Genomic DNA, 17,389 nt, shown 5'->3' on the forward strand with positions numbered 1-17,389 from the left:
TCCCGTCCCCCGCGACAGACGACAACGCGAAGGGACGACCGCCGTGCCAGCCGCCCAGCCCGCACCGCTCACTCTGGTTCCGCCGGGCGCAGACCCCGCGCCGCGCACCATCGTCGACATCCGCAACCTGACCCTGACCTATCAGGCCGCCGATCATCCGGTCTACGCGCTGAGCGACGTCAGCCTGTCGATTGCCAAGGGCGATTTCATCTCGCTGATCGGCCCCAGCGGCTGTGGCAAGACCACGCTGATGCGCGTTGTCGCCGACCTCGAACAGCCGACTTCCGGCGAGGTGACGGTCAACGGCATGACGCCGGAACAGGCACGGCTGAAACGCGCCTATGGCTATGTCTTCCAGGCCCCGGCGCTCTACCCCTGGCGGACGGTGGAGCGCAACGTCATGCTGCCGCTGGAAATCATGGGGCTGCCCAAGGCCGAGCGGCAGCAGCGTGCCCGCGAGCAGTTGGACCTCGTCGGCCTGTCGGGCTTCGAGCGCAAGTTCCCCTGGCAGCTGTCGGGTGGCATGCAGCAGCGGGTGTCCATCGCCCGCGCGCTCGCCTTCAACCCCGACCTGCTGCTGATGGACGAGCCGTTCGGCGCGCTCGACGAGATCACCCGCGACCATCTGAACCTTCAGCTCACCCGCCTGTGGCTGAGCACCCGCAAGACCTGCATCTTCGTCACCCACTCGATTGCCGAGGCGGTCTTCCTCTCCACCCGCATCGTGGTGATGAGCCCGCGCCCCGGCCGCATCCTCGACGTCATCGACTGCGACCGCGACCTGCCGCGCGAGCGCACACTCGACATCCGCGAAAGCCCGGAGTTCCAGCGCATCGCCCACCGCGTCCGCGAAGGGCTGATGGAGGGCCACAGCTATGACGACTAAGAAGACGCTGCCGGTGGCCGTGATGGCGCTGGCGGTGCTGGTGCTGTGGTACGCCGGTGCGGTCTGGCTGAATGCGCCGATGGCGACGGACGCGCTGAACCGCGCCGGCCACGACTGGACGACCGCCGACCTGATCCGCGCCACGCTGGCGATGAAGCGCCCGATCCTGCCGACGCCGAATCAGGTGGCGCTGGACCTCTACAATTCCCTGACCGGCTATCCGGTGACCAGCATCCGCAACCTGCTCTACCACACCGGCGTCACCGCCGGGGCGGCGCTGGCCGGCTTCGGCATGGGGGTGGTGCTGGGGGTGGCGCTGGCGGCGGGGATCGTTCAGGCGCGCACGCTGGAATCGAGCCTGCTGCCCTGGGTCATCGCGTCCCAGACCGTGCCGATCCTGGCGATTGCGCCGATGATCGTGGTGATCCTCGGCAACATCGGCTTCACCGGCCTGCTGCCCAAGGCGATCATCGCCGCCTATCTCTGCTTCTTCCCCATCACCATTGGCATGGTGAAGGGGCTGCGCTCCGCCGATCCGCTGACGCTGGACCTGATGCGCACCTACAGCGCCGGCACCGCCCAGACCTTCCGCCTGCTGCGCCTGCCGGCCTCCCTGCCCTACCTGTTCACCAGCCTGAAGATCGCGGTCGCCGCCAGCGTCGTCGGCGCCATCGTCGCCGAGTTGCCGACCGGTGGACAGGCGGGGTTGGGCGCGCGGCTGCTGTCCGGCTCCTACTATGGCCAGACCGTGCAGATCTGGAGCGCGCTGGTGATGGCAGCATTGCTGAGCGTCACGCTGGTCGCCGCCGTCGGCCTCGCCGAACGGGCGCTGGTGCCGGGCGGCCGGGGAGGTGCGCGATGACTCGGTCCAAAATAGCCCGCCCCGCCATGGCCCCTTGGCCGCTGGTGATGCTGGCCGCCCCGTTGCTGCCCTTCGCCACGCTCGACGGCACCGCCCTGTATCTGCCGCAGATACCGGCAGCCCTGGGGCTTTTTGCACTGACCGTCGCAACCATTCTGGCGAGGCGCCTGCCCGCTTCCGCCCTGGGAGAAGCCCTGCTCCTGTTGACCGGAGTCGCCGCCGCCTATGCCACGCCGCTCCTGCTGCTGAGCCAGGGCCACGCGCTCGCCCAGGCCGGCGGGCTTTGGCTCTCCATGGCCGGCGCCACCCTGCTGCTGTGGCGGGTGCTGGCCCTGCTGGCGGGGGTGAGCGGTCCGGCGCGGCTGGCCGGTCCCGCCCTGTTCGGGCTGGCGCTGGTCATGCTGTGGGAGATCCTGACCCGCGGCTTCCAGGTGCCGACCATCCTGTTGCCGCCGCCGAGCCTCGTGCTGACCGCCTTTGCCGCCAATGCCGCCGACCTGTGGGACGATTTCCGCCAAACGGTGCTGACCTCCGTCCTGCGCGGCTACCTGATCGGCTGCGGTGCCGGGTTCCTCGTGGCGATCCTGGCCGACCGGGTGCCTTTCCTGGCGCGCGGGCTGCTGCCGCTCGGCAACCTCGCCAGCGCCGTGCCAGTGGTGGGAATCGCGCCGATCATGGTGATGTGGTTCGGCTTCGACTGGCAGTCCAAGGCCGCCGTGATCGTGGTGATGACCTTTTTCCCCATGCTCATCAACACCTTGGCCGGTCTCCAATCCGCCGAGCGCATCCAGCTCGACCTGATGCGGTCCTACGGTGCCGGTTACTGGCGCACGCTGGCGATGCTTCGGCTTCCCTGCGCCTTGCCCTTTTTGTTCAACGGACTGAAGATCAACTCGACCTTGGCACTTATCGGGGCCATCGTCGCCGAGTTCTTCGGGACGCCGGTGGTGGGGATGGGCTTCCGCATCTCCACCCAGGTCGCCCGGATGAATCTGGATGTCGTGTGGGCGACCATCGCCGTCGCCGCCCTGACCGGATCGCTGCTCTACGGTGCGCTTGCACTGGCGGAGCGGCATGTCACCGCCTGGCACCCGTCTTTCCGCAAACGCTGACCGCCTCAAGCCAAGACAAACTCCAGCCAGAAGAGGATCGAACGCGATGAAGACCCTTGCCTCCGCCGTCCTGCTCGCCGCCACCGCGCTCACCGGCCTCGCCGGCTGGGGCGCGCCGGCCGCCGCCGCCGATCCGCTGACGCTCCAGCTGAAATGGGTCACCCAGGCCCAGTTCGCCGGCTATTACGTTGCGGCGGCCAAGGGCTTCTACAAGGACGCCGGGCTGGACGTCACCATCAAGGCCGGCGGCCCCGACATCAACCCGACCCAGGTCATCGCCGCCGGCGGCGCCGACGTGATCGTCGATTGGATGCCGTCGGCGCTCGCCAGCCGCGAAAAGGGCGTGCCGCTGGTCAACATCGCTCAGATGTTCCAGAAGTCCGGCATGATGCTGACCTGCCGCAAGGATGCCAACATCAAGGACCCGAAGGACTTCAAGGGCCACACGCTGGGCGTCTGGTTCTCCGGCAACGAATATCCCTTCCTGTCCTGGATGAGCAAGCTGGGCTATTCCACCTCCGGCTCGACCCCGGACGTCAAGGTTCTGAAGCAGGGCTTCAACGTCGATCCGCTGCTGCAGAAGCAAGCCAGCTGCATCTCCACCATGACCTACAACGAATATTGGCAGCTGATCGAAGCCGGCATGAAGGCCGACGAGCTGACCGTCTTCAAGTATCAGGACCAGGGCGTCGCCACCCTGGAGGATGGCCTCTACGCCACGGAAAAGGCGCTGTCCGATCCGAAGGTGGTGGAGAAGCTGGCGAAGTTCGTGAAGGCCTCGGCCAAGGGCTGGGAGTACGCCGCCAAGAACCAGGACGAGGCGGTGAAGATCGTGCTGGAGAACGACACCACCGGCGCCCAGACCGAGGAGCACCAGACCACCATGATGCAGGAGGTCGCCAAGTTGATCGACGGCGGCGCCAAGGGCACCGGCTATCTCGACCCGGCCGACTTCAACCGCACGGTGGACATCCTGATGTCGGGCGCCTCCACCCCGGTCATCTCGAAGAAGCCGGAAGGCGCCTACAGCCACGCGGTGTTCGACGCGGCGGCCAAGCTGTAAGGCATCGCCCGTCTTCTCCCTCCCCTGCGAGAGCGGGGGAGGGTCGGGGTGGGGGCAATACAGCCTCCCCCTATCCCCGCGCCGCCATCAGCGTCCGCAGCATCCGCTCGAACCGCGCACCGGCGAGCGAGACCTGATCGAGCAGCCCCTCGTCCAGCTCGTCCTCCATGATCCGGCCGGCGTCCATCGTCTGGCCCTTGCCGTATTTCAGCCGGTCGACGGTGCCGCGCAGGCGGTCGGCCAGGAAGATCGCCAAGGCCTTGTAGAAGCGCCCGGCGAAGCCGCCGTCGCTGCGCAGCCGCGCCTCGATCTCCCGCTTGGCCAGCGCCAGAACGATGCAGCGCCCGTCCGCCGACACGGTGGCCGAGGGCGGCGCCGAATCGACGAAGGACACCTCGCCGACCACCTCGCCGCTGCCCAGCCGCGCCACCGTCCCGACCCCGGCGACATCGACGGTGGCATGGCCCTCCAGCACGATGTAGAGCGAGTCCGCCGCCTCCCCCTGGCGCACCAGCACCTGCCCGCCGGCCAGATCGAGCCGCCGGCCGGCGCGGGCCATCCACTCGATGTCCTCGTCGCTGAGATTGCCCAGGATATACAGGACCTTGCGCATCATTCCCCCTAAAGCAACTGCCGACTGGCCAGCGTCCGGAACGGCCCGTCCACCGCCATCAGATCCTCGTACCGCCCGGACTGCACCAGCCGCCCGGCCTCCAGAACCAGGATGCGGTCGACGTCGCGGATGGTGCTGAGGCGGTGGGCGATCACCACGCGGGTGACGCTGAGCTTGGCGAGCGACGCCGTCACCACCGCCTGGGTGCGGTTGTCGAGCGCGCTGGTCGCTTCGTCCAGCAGCAGGACGCGCGGACGATGGACCAGGGCGCGGGCGATCATCAACCGCTGGCGCTGGCCGCCCGACAGGGTGCCGCCGCCGTCCATCAGCACCGTGTGCATGCCCATCGGCATCTGTTCGATGTCGCGGTCCAGCCCGACCAGCCGCGCCGCATGCCACGCATCGTCCAGCCCGAGCGGTGCGGTGCCGACGATGTTCTGGAACAGGCTGCCCGCCGTGATCCGCCCGTTCTGCAGCACCACGCCGATCTGCCGGCGCACGGCGGCGAGGTCGAGCCGTTCGGCGGCGCGGCCGTCGAAGAACACCTCCCCCTGGTCCGGCCGTTCGAAGCCCAGCAGCAGGCGCATCACCGTCGATTTGCCGCTGCCCGACGCGCCGACGATGGCGACGAACTCCCCCGGTTCGATCGACAGGCTGAGGTCGTGCAGCACCGGCGGCGCATCGGGGGCGTAGCGGAAGCCGACACGGCTGAGCGTGATGCCGCCCTGCAATTCACCCGGCGCGTCGCGGCCGGCCTGAACCTCGGGTGCGGTCTCCAGGATCGGACGGGCGCGCTCCAGCAGCGGCAGGACTGTCAGGCTCTTGGTCAGGGCGTGCGCCATCTCGGTCAGCGCCGCCAGCAGCTGGCCGAAGGCGGTGATGAAGGCGAGGAAACTGCCGGTGGAGAAGGCGGCCGGCGCCTCCTGCCCCGGCGTCGCCGCCAAAGCTTGAAGCGCCTGCTGCTTGGCGTCCGATTCCATCAGCAGCGCCACCGCCAGGAACACCGCGATGGTCGCCAGCGTCGGGAAGGCGGCGTGGAAAGTCTCCAGCGCGTTGCCGTAGCGCTGGGCGGCCACCGCGCGGGATTTCTGCGCCGAGAAACCGCGCGCCCATTCCGCCATCGCCCGCGGCTCCGCCCCGGCGACGCGCAGCTTGCCGATGCCGACGATCAGCTGCAGCACCAGCCCGTCCAAGCGGCCCTGTCGGCGGATATGCTCCCGCTCATGCCGCAGTTGGCCATAGGACAGCGCCGCGGTCACCAGCGCCGACAGCAGCGCCAAGCCTGTCGCAATCAGGGCGAGGCGCCAGTCATAGATCGCCAGCAGCCCCAGGCTGATCGACCCGAACAGCGCGCCCAGCAGGCCGGTCACCGTGCTCGCCGCCAGGATCTCGCGCACGGTCTGCAACCCCAGCGCCCGGTCGGCGAGGTCGCCGGCGGTGTAGCGGCGGAAAAAGCCGACCGGCAGGGCGAACAGACGGTCGATGAAGGCCGCCTGCATCACCCCGTCGATCCGGCTTTCCAGCCGCAGCACCGCCATCACCTTGACGATGTCGAACGCCGCGCCGCCGATGGCGGCGGCGACCAGCCCGGCGATGATGAAGAACAGCTGCCCGGTATCGGCGCGCGGGATGGCGCTGTCGAACAGGAAGCCGGTGGCGACCGGCACCAGCAGCCCCAGCACCGCCACCGCCAGCCCGCTCAGCCCCAGCCGCATCCCGTCGCCGCCAAGACCACGCAGGGGGAAGCGGATCGCCTCCGCCGCACCCAGCGCGCGGGCCGGCAGCGGGCGGTAGAGATGCAGCGCCTCCGCCGCCAGCAGGTCGGCCACCGCCTGCGTCACGCGGCGCCGGCCGCGGGACTCCAGCATGTCGAAGCCGGCCGGGGTGGGCAGCAGCGCCACCGGCACCCTGCCCTCCTCCAGCCAGCCGAGCATCGGCGCCCCTTCGCTGCGCCACCAGCCGTCGCGCAGGATCACCTTGCGACCGCGCAGGCGCGCCGCGGCCAGTATCAGGTCCAGCGTTTCCGAGGCCGGCTTGCCGGCGGCATCGATGCGGGGAAGCGGCTCCTCCAGCCCCATATGCGCCATCAGCGCGGCCAGCGCGCCCGACAGCGGGTCGCCAAGGACCGGAGCGGCCGCGGACGCCTGCCCGTCGACGAGGTCGGACAGGCCGCCCAGCGCCTGGGCCAGCGACTCCCGTGCCGATTCCCGGCTGCGCAGGGCGCGCTTCGCCTCGCTGTCCGCCTGGGCGGCGACGCGGCTGCCGATGCGGTCGAGCACCAGCGCATGGAAGCGGTCGAAGGCCGGCCAAAGCGTGGCGGCGTCGGGCCATGCCTCGGTGACCGAAACGGCGGCCCCTGCGGTACTTTCAATCCAGGCGCGGTCGGCCATCGGCAGCGGCGGCTCACCGGCCCCTGTCGGCGGACCGCCCAGCCACGCGACCTCCCCCTCCGTCACCGTCAGCCACAGCGGCCGGCGCGGGTCGGCATACAGCCGTTCGCCGGGACCGAGCGAGCGCTCGCCCGGTTCCGCCACCCGGTCTGGCCAGACCGCCTCGCCGCCGGTCGCGGCATCGGTCAGGCGCAGGATCCAGGCTTCGGCATGGGGCAGGAAATCCTCCGCCCCGGCCAGCGCCTCCCGCTCCACCCCGCTGAGGCGCGAGCCGATGGACCCGACCGCAACCAGGGTCGCGCCGGCCTGCATGCCGACCCCGAACAGCAGTGCCCCGGTTTCCGCCCGGAACAGGTGGCGGCGCCGGCCGCTGCCGCCTGCGAGGTGGAACAGGTCGACATAGCCGTCCTCCACCCGCCATCCCAGCCGCGGGTCGTCCAGCGTCAGCGGCCGGTGGTTGCCACCCTCCACCAGGATGGGGCCATGCAGGGTCGCGGGGCTGTCCAGAACGTCCATCGCCTCACCCCGCCGCGATCAGCGAGGCGTACTCGCCACCGCGCGCCAGAAGATCCTCGTGGCTGCCGCGCTCCACCACCCGGCCCTGGTTCAGCACGATGATCTCGTCGCAATCGCGGATCGTGCTCAGCCGGTGGGCGATGATGATGCAGGTGCAGCCGCGCCGCCGCAGATTGTCGTCGATCAGCTTTTCCGTCGCCACGTCCAGCGCCGCCGTCGCCTCGTCCAACACCAGGATCGACGGGTTGCCGGCCAACGCACGAGCAATCTCGAGCCGCTGGCGCTGGCCGCCGCTGAAATTCACGCCCCCTTCGGCGACCGGCGCGTCGAGCTGGCCCTGGCGCCCGGCGACCTCGCCCAGGATGGCGGCATCCTCCAGCGCGCGGGTCAGCGCCGCTTCCGGCACCGTGCGGTCCCACAGGGTCAGGTTGTCGCGCACCGAGCCGTCGAACAGGAAGACGTCCTGGTCGACATAGGCGATGGAGGCGGCGCGCAGCCCCACCGGGATTTCCGCCGGCGCCTGCCCGTCGAACAGGATTTGCCCCGACCAGGGCTGGACGAGGCCGCAGATCAGCCGGCCGACGGTGGATTTTCCGCTGCCCGACCCGCCGACCAGCGCCACCCGCATCCCCGGCGCCAGCGCCAGCGACAGCCCCTCGATCAGCGGCGGGTCGAGCACGCTGTAGCCGAAGGACACGTCGACCAGTTCCACCCCTCCGCTCAGCCGCGCCGGCCCATCCGCAACCTCCGCCCCCTCGGCGGCGAGACCGGACTGCGGGTCGGGCGCATGGTTCAGCGTGTCGTTCAGCCGCTGCAGGTCGGCCTTCACCCGCTGCAGCGTCCCGCCCATGCCGACCAGCTTGGCAACCGGCTCGGAAAAGCTGGCCGCAAGGCTCTGGAACGCCACCAGCGCGCCGACGGTCAGCGCCCCGTCCATCACCCGCACCGCGCCCAGCCCCAGGATCGCCGCCGTGCCCAGCGCATTGAGGAAGGTCGGCGCCACCGTCAGCATCGCCGAATGAACCCCCAGCGTCTGGCGCACCGACAACAGCCGGGCCTGATAGCCGGCCCAGCGCTCGAACGCCTGCCCCTCCAGCCCGGCCGACTTCAGCGTCTCGATCGCCTGGATGCTGCCGATGGTGACGGCGCCCAGCTTGGCCTGTTCCGACAGCAGGCGCCGCCCGGCATCCTCCCGCCCGCGCGAGGCGCCGCGCAGGAACAGCACGTTGCCCAGCACCAGCAGGATGGTCACCGCCGCCAGCGCCACGTCGTAGGTCAGCATGACCAGCCCGAAGAAGACCACCGTCAGCAGGCTCATCGCCGCCGTCGCCATCTCGCCCGACAGCAGCCGCGCCACCCGGTCGTTGGCGGCGACCCGGCCGGCGATGTCGCCGGGATGGCGCTGGCCGAAGAAGGGAACCGGCAATTGCAGCAGCCGCCAGACATAGCGGCTGGCCATCACCATGGCGAATTTGGTCTCCAGCTTCAGCAATGCCGACTGCTGCAGCGCCGTCAGCGCCGCCCGCAGCAGCGCCGTGGCGCCCATCCCCAGCAGAAGCGGCACCAGCCAGCTGCGCTGCCCGCCGATCAGCACCTCGTCGACGAAGGCCTTGGTGAAGGCCGGCAGGGCGATGCCCGGCAGCACCAGCGCCAGACTGGCGGCCAGCGCGAAGCCCACCGCGGCGCGCGACCGCGTCAACTGCCGTCCCAGCATGCCGGCAAGGCTTGGCGGCTTCGCTCCGGCGACGAACTCCGGACCTTTCTCGAAGGCCAGGGCGACACCGGTGAAGGCCTCGGAGAACTCCGCGCGGGTGACTCGGCGCGGGCCGGTGACCGGATCGTTCAGATAGGCGTGATCGCCCTTGAAGCCTTCGAAGACCAGATAATGGTTGAAGTTCCAATGGACGATCATCGGCCAGGGCATGTCGGCCAGCGCGTCGGGCTCCTTCTTGAAGCCCTTGGCGGTCAAGCCATAGCGCCGCGCCGCGCGCAGCAGATTGCTGGCCTTGCTGCCGTCGCGCGACACGCCGCAGGCGACGCGCAGCTCCTCCAGCGGCACCCAGCGGCCGAAATGGGCCAGGACGATGCCGAGCGAGGCGGCGCCGCACTCCACCGCCTCCATCTGCAGCAGGGTGGGCGTGCGCACGCGGGTCTGTTTGCGAACCGGCGGCTTTGCGCTCACAGGCCGGTCGCCTTGCGCAGGGCCGGGATGACGAAGGCCATCGGCGGCTGTTCGCGCACCGTCACCTCGCCCTCGGCCAGGGTGCCGCTGGTGATGGTCATCGCCGGACCGCCGCCGGACGACCAGCGGTAGCCGGACGGCGTGCCGGCCTCCGGCACCAGATCGACGCGCACGGCAAACGGCGGTCCCTTGGCGGAGAACTGCGTCACCAGCCGGTCGTTCTGCAGCACCGCCTGCATGCCCTGCGGGGTGGAGGGGAAGTCCGACACCTCGGCGACCCGGCCGACCAGCGTGCCGTACTCCTCCTTGCGCACCGTCGACGGCGCGATGCGGACATCCATGCCGGGCTTCAGCTTCTTGCCATGCTCGGGCGGGACATAGAGCACCAGTTGCAGACCGCGCGATCCGCTTTCGATGCTGACCACCGGGGTACCGGCGACGACGCGAGCGCCCTCCGCCACCTTCCATTCGGTGACGCGCCCGTCGGTCGGGCTGAGGATCCGCGTGTCCTGCTCCAGTTGCAGGGCAAGCTCGTCCACCCGCCGGCGGGCATCGGCGACACGGTCGCGCCCCTCGGTCAGCGTCTGCTCCGCCCGGCTGGCCATGTCCAGCTCCTCGGTGTCGATCTGCAGAAGCTGGCTCTTGGCGTCGCTGACCTTCTGGCGGGCAGCGGCCAGCTCCTGCCGCGTATCCTCCACCCGCTGGCGGGTGGTGAAGCCTCGGCTGGCGATGTCCTCCTGCCCGCGCAGCAGGGTGTCGAGGAACTGCACGCGCGTCTCGGCGGCGGCCACGACCTGCCTCAGGGCGGCACGACGGGCGGCGAAGTTGGCACGGCGGGCCTGTGCCTCGCGCTCCAGCTGATTGGTGCGGCGCGCCAGATCCTGCTCCCGCTCCCTCACCACCGCCCGCGCGTGGTCGAGCGTCTGTTCAAGCTCCGCCTTGTCGACGCGTGCCAGCAGCTGGCCGGCGGTCACCGTGTCGCCCGGCTTCACCAGCGGCGCCACCAGCGCACCGGACGCGCTGGCGACCGCATCGAACACCCGGCCGCCGCTGCTGACCAGCAGGCCGGAGCCGGTCACCCGCGTCGGGATGCTCCCCACCACCGCCCAAACCAGAGCCAGCGCCAGCAGCCCCAGCAGCGCGGTCAGGGCCAGCCAGCCCCGCGGCGTGGTCAGCGTGACCAGCCGGTCCAGTTCCTCCGGCGACGACAGGCGGTCGAGCGCCGCCTTGCGGAACAGCCGTTCCGACGGCGAGGGGGTGGTCGGCGCTGCGGTCATGCGGATCGGGCTCGCAATGGGCGGTGTAAAGGTGGGTATACGTATGGGTAGGTTGTGGAGAGTGAAACAAGCAGCCCGGCCATTGCAACCCTGCTGAACCGCCCGTCCCAAGCTGTCACAGGAGCTGTCGCCGGGCAGCCATGAATTTCCGGCGGCAAAAGGCTTTTCGCCCATGGAAGCGCAGCGATATATTAGTAATTGCGGCATCAGGCCGAAGGACATGAACGGGACGACCATGGATTCCAATGCGGGCGATTCGAATTTGGTGGCCGTGGCCGCACCGGCGCGCCGCCGCCGTCGCCGGCCCGCCAGCGCCACCGCGAGACCCGCCCATCGCGGCGCCACCGTGTCGGGCACCATCTATCGCGACCTGCGCGACGACATCGTCTCGCTGCGCCGCAAACCGGGCGAGCCGGTGATCGAGAAGGAGGTGGCGGAGGCCTATGGCGTCAGCCGCACGCCAGTGCGCGAGGCGATGCTGAAGCTTGCCGACGAAGGTCTGGTGGAGGTGTTCCCGCAGTCCGGCACCTTCGTCGCCCGCATCCCTCTCAGCGCCCTGCCGGAGGCCATCGCCATCCGCCGCGCGCTGGAGGAGGCGACGGTGCGCTACGCCACCGAACAGGCGACCGGCAGCCAGATCGCCCGCCTGCGCGCCAATCTGGAACTGCAGCGCGAGATGAAGGAGGCCGGCAATTTCGACGGCTTCCACGATGCCGACGAGGCGTTCCACGCGCTGCTGGCGGAGATCTCCGGCTATCCCGGCTTCTGGGCGTTGACCCAGCAGGTGAAGCGGCAGATCGACCGCTACCGCCACCTGACCCTGCCGGCCGCCGGCCGGATGGACAAGGCGCTGGGCGAACACAGCGCCATCGTCGAGGCGGTCGCCGCCCGCGACCCCGACCGCGCGGTGGGCGAACTGCGCCACCACCTGACCGACCTGCAGCTGGGCATCGCCGACGTCCAGCAGACTTATCCACAGTATTTCACTGCCTGAGGATGGCGGACGCGCTCACACCTTGCGCGTCTCGTACGCCGTGAAGCAGGCGGCGCGCGGGGCGTAGCCGCTGGCGAAATGGGCGGAGGAGACGATCATGTCGGCCGTCGCCTCGTTGCAGGCCATCGGGATGTTGTAGAGCGTCGCCAGCCGGGTCAGCGCCTTCACATCCACGTCGTGCGGCTGGGCGGTCATCGGATCGACGAAGAAGACCAGCAGGTCGATCCGCCCCTCCGCGATCATCGCGCCGATCTGCTGGTCGCCGCCCAGCGGACCGCTCTTCAGCGGGGTCACGTCCAGGCCGGGATGGGCGTCGCGCACCTTTTGGCCGGTGGTTCCGGTCGCCCAGAAGGCGTGGCCGTCCAGAGCCGCGATGTTGGCGCCGATCCAGGCGATGAGGTCCGCCTTGCGGGCGTCGTGGGCGACGAGGGCGATGCGCTTGCGGGGCTGCCGGCCAGATGGCTGGCCAGATGGCTGGGTGGTCATGATTGGACACTCCGGACGAGGACCGTCCACTAATATATTACCATGGCCGCCAGCGCAACGCGGCGCCCCCGCCCCTTCACGGTTCGACCGCCCCCGGCGTCTTTGTCGCACCCTCCGTTTGATGAAATGTCCGGATTTCCATCATTAAGCCTTGCTCTGCTTACTAGTATATTAGTATGATGGCGCCAGACCTGCCGGACAGCCGGCTGCACAGATTTGAAAGGACCACCCCATGAAAATCTCCGTCCGGCACGCCTCGCACCCCGATGCCGTCCGCGCTTTCGACACCGAGACGCTGCGCGACCATTTCCTGGTCCCGACCCTGTTCGAGGCCGACGAGACCGTCTTCACCTACAGCCACATCGACCGTTTCGTCGTCGGCGGCGCCATGCCGGTCGCCGGCCCGGTGAAGCTGGAATCCTCCAAGGAGATCGGCTCGCCCAACTTCCTCGACCGGCGCGAGCTGGGCGTGGTCAATGTCGGCGGCGCCGGCCGCGTCACCGTCGACGGTGCCGTCTATGAACTGGCGCCGCGCGATGCGCTCTATGTCGCGATGGGCAGCAAGGACGTCACGTTCGAGAGCCTGGACCGCCGCGAGCCGGCCAAGTTCTACCTGAACAGCACCCCCGCCCATGCCCGGTTCGAGACGATGAAGATCTCGATCGGTCAGGCCAAGGCCGTGCATCTCGGCGACCCGGCCCAGTCGAACGAGCGCACCATCTACCAGATGATCCACCCCGACGTGGTGCGCACCGCGCAGCTGGTGCTGGGCATGACGGTGCTGAAGCCGAACAACATGTGGAACACGATGCCGTGCCACACCCATGACCGGCGTTGCGAGGTCTATTTCTACTTCGACCTGCCCGATGACGCCCGCGTCATCCACCTGATGGGCGAGCCGGAGCAGACCCGCCACCTCGTCGTCGCCAACGAGCAGGCGGTGATCTCCCCGCCCTGGTCGATCCATTCCGGCGTCGGCACCCGCAACTACACCTTCATCTGGGCGATGGGCGGCGACAACCAGGACTTCACGGACATGGACTTCGTCGCCATGGACCGCCTGCGCTGACGCGCCGCCGGATTTGAAACCCCGGATTTGAAACCAACGCATAAGAACGGAAACCGACCATGAGCATTTCGTTCGACCTGACCGGCAAGGTGGCGCTGGTCACCGGCGCCAACACCGGCATCGGCCAGGGCATCGCCGTGGCGCTGGCGCAGGCCGGCGCCGACATCGCCGCCGTCGACGTGGTGTCGCTGGACGAGACCAAGGGTCTGGTCGAGGCGGCCGGCCGCAAGTTCCACGGCATCCACGCCGACCTGACCTCCATCGCCCCGGTCCAGGGGCTGGTGGAGGAGACGGTCGGCAAGTTCGGCAAGCTGGACATCCTGGTCAACAATGCCGGGCTGATCCGCCGCGCCGACGCCGTCGACTTCAGCGAGGCCGACTGGGACCTCGTGATGAACATCAACATCAAGACGGTGTTCTTCCTCTGCCAGGCCTTCGGCCGCTACGCCATCAATGAAGGCCGCAAGGGCAAGATCATCAACATCGCGTCCATGCTGTCCTTCCAGGGCGGCATCCGCGTGCCGTCCTACACCGCCTCCAAGAGCGGCGTCGCCGGCATCACCAAGCTTCTGGCCTGCGAGTGGGCCGGCAAGGGCATCAACGTGAATGCCATCGCGCCGGGCTATGTCGCCACCAACAACACCGCGGCGCTACGCGCCGACGAGAGCCGCAGCGCCGAGATCCTCGGCCGCATCCCGGCCGGCCGCTGGAGCGTGCCGTCCGACATCGGCGGCCCGGCGGTGTTCCTGGCGTCGGAAGCCGCCGACTACATCCACGGCACCATCCTGCCCGTCGACGGCGGCTGGCTGGCGCGCTGACGATGACGGCCCTCCCCGCCTCTCACGGGCGGAGGAGGGCTTTCCATTGGGGGAGGAAATCAAGGGATGACCACCGACGTGTTCGTGACCGCGGGCGATATTCCGTGGCAGGATCTCGGCGACGGCGTGCGCCGCAAGATTCTCGGCTACAACGACACGATGATGATGGTGCGGGTGGAGTTCGAGGCCGGCGCCATCGGCGCGCAGCATCGCCATCCCCATGTCCAATGCGCCGTGGTGGAGAAGGGGTCCTTCGACGTCACCATCGACGGCCGCACCCAGCGCCTGAACGCCGGCGACGGCTATATGGTGCCGTCCAACATCCTGCATGGCGTGGTCGCGCTGGAGCCGGGCGTGCTGCTCGACATCTTCACGCCGATCCGCGAGGACTTCCTGGGCGAGCCGGTGGCCTACGCCGCGGAAGCCGACGCGAAGTAGGCCCGAAACGGCTTCTTAGACCGGCCCCTTAAACCGGATCGCCGGGCGCGGTGAAGTAACGCGGATAGTCGCGGCGGATGTCGGCGATCGAGATCTGCAGGTCGTCCAGATGGTCGTCCAGCGCCTTGATGGCGGCCGCGGGATCGTTGGCCGCCACCGCTTCGAGGATGGCGGCATGCTCCGCGATCACCTCGGCGATGCGGCCGCGCACCGGCAGGGTCAGCAGACGGTAGCGGTCGATCTGCACCTTGGTCTGCTGGATCAGCGTCCAGAATCCGGGATAGCCGGCGATCTCCGCGATCAGCGCGTGGAACGCCTCGTCGGCCTGATGGAACCCTTCATAGTTGGCGGTTTCCTGCATCTCCCGCTGCAATTCCAGATTGGCGCGGAGCGCGGCGATCTGGCTGCGGCTGGCCCGCGCCGCCGCATAGCGCACCGTCGCCTCCTCCAGCGCCTTGCGGATGGCGAAGGCCTCCGGCAGGGCGTCCAGCGGGATGCGCGACACGAAGGTGCCGGACTGCGGGAAAATCTCGATCAGACCCTCGTCGGCCAGCTTCAGCACCGCCTCGCGCACCGGCGTGCGGCTGACGCCATAGGCCTCGGCGATCTGCTTCTCGGCGATGGCGTCGCCGGGCTTGCGCTTCAGCGAGACGATCTCCGCCCGCAGATCGCGGTAGATGCGCGACGCCACGGTCGCGGCGCGGCGCGGCGGACGGACCGCCGCGGCCGGGGCCGCCGCACGGCGCACGGTTGCGGAGACCAGGCCGCCTTCATCCTCTGTCGTCGCGACCTTCTTCACCGATGGCTCCATTCCGGCAGGCATGTATCCGGGCAGCGCACCGCCGCCCGTGGGATGTTCGTCATACCCGTCAATCTACCCGTCCCCCTTCATCAAGGTCAAATCCATCGCCACCCTCTCAAACGGATCGGGTGCGGCGACTGGGCGCAGGCCGCACCGGCACCGATGCCGCGAAATGGGAACGATTGGGCTTGCAATCTAATCTGATATATTAATATTATACGACCAGCCGGTAGGGACGGTCCCCCGCACGGACCCCGCCTTTTCCCCACCCTGCTTTTGCCCATCTCTTGCAGCGTAGAGGCTTCCGATGCTTCACCCCGACCGTCTTTTCCCGAGCGACCCGACGCAACGCGACATCGCGCGCCGCCTGTATGGCGAAGTCGCCGCCCTGCCGATCGTCAGCCCGCACGGCCACACCGATCCGTCCTGGTTCGCGAAGGACGAGGCGTTCCCCGACCCGGCCAGCCTGTTCGTCAAGCCCGACCATTATGCATTCCGCATGCTCTACAGCCAGGGAATTCCGCTGGAGCAGCTGGGTGTTCCGCGCAAGGATGGTGGCGAGACCTCGACCGATTCGCGCGCCATCTGGCGCCTGCTGGCCAGCAACTGGCACCTGTTCCGCGGCACGCCCACCTCGATGTGGCTGACCCACGCCTTCGAGACGGTGTTCGGCGTCACCGAGCGTCTGAGCGCCGCCAGCGCCGACCGCATCTATGACCAGATCGAGGACTGCCTGCGCAAGCCGGAGTTCCGCCCGCGCGCCCTGTTCGAGCGCTTCAACCTGGAAGTTCTGGCGACCACCGAATCGCCGCTCGACCCGCTGGTGCACCACAAGGCGATCCGCGAGAGCGGCTGGAAGGGCCGTGTCATCACCGCCTTCCGCCCCGACCCGGTCGTCGATCCGGAGTTCGAGGGCTTCCGCGAGAACCTCGCCGAGCTGGGCCGCATCACCGGCAAGGACACCGCGACCTGGGACGGCTATCTCGCCGCGCTGGCCGACCGCCGCCTCTATTTCAAGAGCTACGGCGCCACCTCGACCGATCACGGCCACCCGACGGCGGCGACCGCCGATCTGGCCCGCGCTGAAGCCGAGAAGCTGTTCGACATCGTCCGCCGCGGCGGCGCCACGGCCGAAGAAGCCGAGCTGTTCCGCGCCCAGATGCTGACCGAAATGGCGCGGATGAGCCTGGAGGACGGTCTGGTCATGCAGATCCACCCCGGTTCCTTCCGCAACCACAACGACCTCGTGTTCCAGCGCTTCGGCCGCGACAAGGGCGCCGACATCCCGAGCGGCACCGAGTATGTGCGGGCGCTGAAGCCGCTGCTCGACCGCTTCGGCAACGAGCGCGACCTGACCATCATCCTGTTCACGCTGGATGAGGACAGCTATTCCCGCGAGCTGGCTCCGCTGGCCGGCCATTACCCGGCTCTGCGCGTCGGCCCGGCCTGGTGGTTCCACGACAGCCCCGAGGGCATGCGCCGCTACCGCGAGATGATCACGGAGACCGCCGGCTTCTACAACACGGTGGGCTTCAACGACGACACCCGCGCCTTCTGCTCGATCCCGGCCCGCCACGACGTGTCGCGCCGCGTCGATTGCAGCTTCCTCGCCCGTCTGGTCGCCGAACACCGGCTGGCCGAGGACGAGGCCGCGGAACTGGCCGTCGACCTCGCCTACCGCCTCGCCAAGAACGCCTACAAGCTGTAACGCCTAAATCCCCCTCTCCCCCCGGGGAGAGGGTCGGGGTGAGGGGGATGCACTGCAGGATTTTCCCAAAGGTCCCGCCGCGCTCCCCCCTCACCCTAACCCTCTCCCCGCTTTCGGCGGACCAAAGGTCCGCCTGTCGCGTCAGCGCAAACGAAGTTTGCGCGTGAGCGGGG

The 17,389-nt window shown here is 69.1% G+C and carries 15 protein-coding genes; 9 read left to right on the forward strand and 6 right to left on the reverse strand.

Annotated elements, in window-relative coordinates:
• Positions 1 to 73: 73 nt before the first annotated feature.
• Genes TSH20_RS03320 through TSH20_RS03335 form a run of 4 tightly spaced genes read left to right on the forward strand, consistent with a single transcriptional unit; the run spans position 74 to position 3,923 of the window.
• Positions 74 to 886 (forward strand): ABC transporter ATP-binding protein, encoded by an 813-nt coding sequence (locus tag TSH20_RS03320; RefSeq protein ID WP_199231969.1) that lies wholly within the window; start codon positions 74 to 76, stop codon positions 884 to 886.
• Entirely contained in the window at positions 876 to 1,748 is an 873-nt protein-coding gene (locus TSH20_RS03325) for an ABC transporter permease (protein ID WP_109073387.1), read from the forward strand. Before TSH20_RS03320 ends, TSH20_RS03325 begins: the two co-directional genes overlap by 11 nt.
• Positions 1,745 to 2,860: an ABC transporter permease gene (locus TSH20_RS03330; RefSeq protein ID WP_109073388.1), complete on the forward strand. Its 1,116-nt coding sequence runs from the start codon at positions 1,745 to 1,747 to the stop codon at positions 2,858 to 2,860. Before TSH20_RS03325 ends, TSH20_RS03330 begins: the two co-directional genes overlap by 4 nt.
• A gap of 46 nt (positions 2,861 to 2,906) precedes the next feature.
• Entirely contained in the window at positions 2,907 to 3,923 is a 1,017-nt protein-coding gene (locus tag TSH20_RS03335) for an ABC transporter substrate-binding protein (protein WP_109073389.1), read from the forward strand.
• A gap of 70 nt (positions 3,924 to 3,993) precedes the next feature.
• Here TSH20_RS03335 and TSH20_RS03340 read toward each other — a convergent pair whose 3' ends face one another.
• Genes TSH20_RS03340 through TSH20_RS03355 form a run of 4 tightly spaced genes read right to left on the reverse strand, consistent with a single transcriptional unit; the run spans position 3,994 to position 10,901 of the window.
• Positions 3,994 to 4,536, reverse strand: coding sequence for a cyclic nucleotide-binding domain-containing protein (locus tag TSH20_RS03340; RefSeq protein WP_109073401.1), 543 nt, complete (start codon positions 4,534 to 4,536; stop codon positions 3,994 to 3,996).
• An 8-nt stretch (positions 4,537 to 4,544) separates the two neighbouring features.
• Positions 4,545 to 7,442 (reverse strand): NHLP bacteriocin export ABC transporter permease/ATPase subunit, encoded by a 2,898-nt coding sequence (locus tag TSH20_RS03345; RefSeq protein WP_109073390.1) that lies wholly within the window; start codon positions 7,440 to 7,442, stop codon positions 4,545 to 4,547.
• A gap of 4 nt (positions 7,443 to 7,446) precedes the next feature.
• Positions 7,447 to 9,624, reverse strand: a complete 2,178-nt coding sequence (locus TSH20_RS03350; protein ID WP_247871326.1) for an NHLP family bacteriocin export ABC transporter peptidase/permease/ATPase subunit — start codon at positions 9,622 to 9,624, stop codon at positions 7,447 to 7,449.
• A complete protein-coding gene (locus tag TSH20_RS03355; protein ID WP_158281944.1) occupies positions 9,621 to 10,901 on the reverse strand; it encodes an NHLP bacteriocin system secretion protein in 1,281 nt (426 codons plus the stop codon). The genes TSH20_RS03350 and TSH20_RS03355 overlap by 4 nt, the downstream gene beginning before the upstream one ends.
• A gap of 235 nt (positions 10,902 to 11,136) precedes the next feature.
• On the opposite strand from TSH20_RS03355, the gene TSH20_RS03360 reads away from it, so the two are divergent.
• Positions 11,137 to 11,895, forward strand: a complete 759-nt coding sequence (locus tag TSH20_RS03360) for a GntR family transcriptional regulator (RefSeq protein WP_109073392.1) — start codon at positions 11,137 to 11,139, stop codon at positions 11,893 to 11,895.
• Between the two features lie 15 nt (positions 11,896 to 11,910).
• On the opposite strand, the gene TSH20_RS03365 is transcribed toward TSH20_RS03360, so the two are convergent.
• Positions 11,911 to 12,381: a methylglyoxal synthase gene (locus TSH20_RS03365; protein WP_109073393.1), complete on the reverse strand. Its 471-nt coding sequence runs from the start codon at positions 12,379 to 12,381 to the stop codon at positions 11,911 to 11,913.
• Positions 12,382 to 12,613: 232 nt separating this feature from the next.
• On the opposite strand from TSH20_RS03365, the gene kduI reads away from it, so the two are divergent.
• The 3 genes from kduI (at position 12,614) to TSH20_RS03380 (ending at position 14,706) form a co-directional block, all read left to right on the forward strand.
• Positions 12,614 to 13,450 carry a 5-dehydro-4-deoxy-D-glucuronate isomerase gene (gene kduI / locus TSH20_RS03370; RefSeq protein WP_109073394.1) on the forward strand — a complete coding sequence of 279 codons (837 nt, stop codon included), beginning with the start codon at positions 12,614 to 12,616 and terminating at the stop codon, positions 13,448 to 13,450.
• Between the two features lie 59 nt (positions 13,451 to 13,509).
• Positions 13,510 to 14,268: a 2-dehydro-3-deoxy-D-gluconate 5-dehydrogenase KduD gene (gene kduD, locus TSH20_RS03375; RefSeq protein ID WP_109073395.1), complete on the forward strand. Its 759-nt coding sequence runs from the start codon at positions 13,510 to 13,512 to the stop codon at positions 14,266 to 14,268.
• A 66-nt stretch (positions 14,269 to 14,334) separates the two neighbouring features.
• Positions 14,335 to 14,706 carry a cupin domain-containing protein gene (locus tag TSH20_RS03380; protein ID WP_109073396.1) on the forward strand — a complete coding sequence of 124 codons (372 nt, stop codon included), beginning with the start codon at positions 14,335 to 14,337 and terminating at the stop codon, positions 14,704 to 14,706.
• Between the two features lie 28 nt (positions 14,707 to 14,734).
• Here the strand turns inward: TSH20_RS03380 and TSH20_RS03385 are convergent, their stop codons facing one another.
• A complete protein-coding gene (locus TSH20_RS03385) occupies positions 14,735 to 15,517 on the reverse strand; it encodes a GntR family transcriptional regulator (protein WP_109073397.1) in 783 nt (260 codons plus the stop codon).
• Positions 15,518 to 15,815: 298 nt separating this feature from the next.
• Here TSH20_RS03385 and uxaC point away from each other — a divergent pair, with 298 nt between their 5' ends.
• The gene (gene uxaC / locus TSH20_RS03390; RefSeq protein WP_109073398.1) at positions 15,816 to 17,216 is read left to right on the forward strand and encodes a glucuronate isomerase; all 1,401 of its coding nucleotides are present in this window, start codon (positions 15,816 to 15,818) and stop codon (positions 17,214 to 17,216) included.
• Positions 17,217 to 17,389: the final 173 nt, after the last annotated feature.

It is taken from the genome of Azospirillum sp. TSH20 (assembly GCF_003115935.1).
Taxonomy (GTDB): Bacteria; Pseudomonadota; Alphaproteobacteria; order Azospirillales; family Azospirillaceae; genus Azospirillum.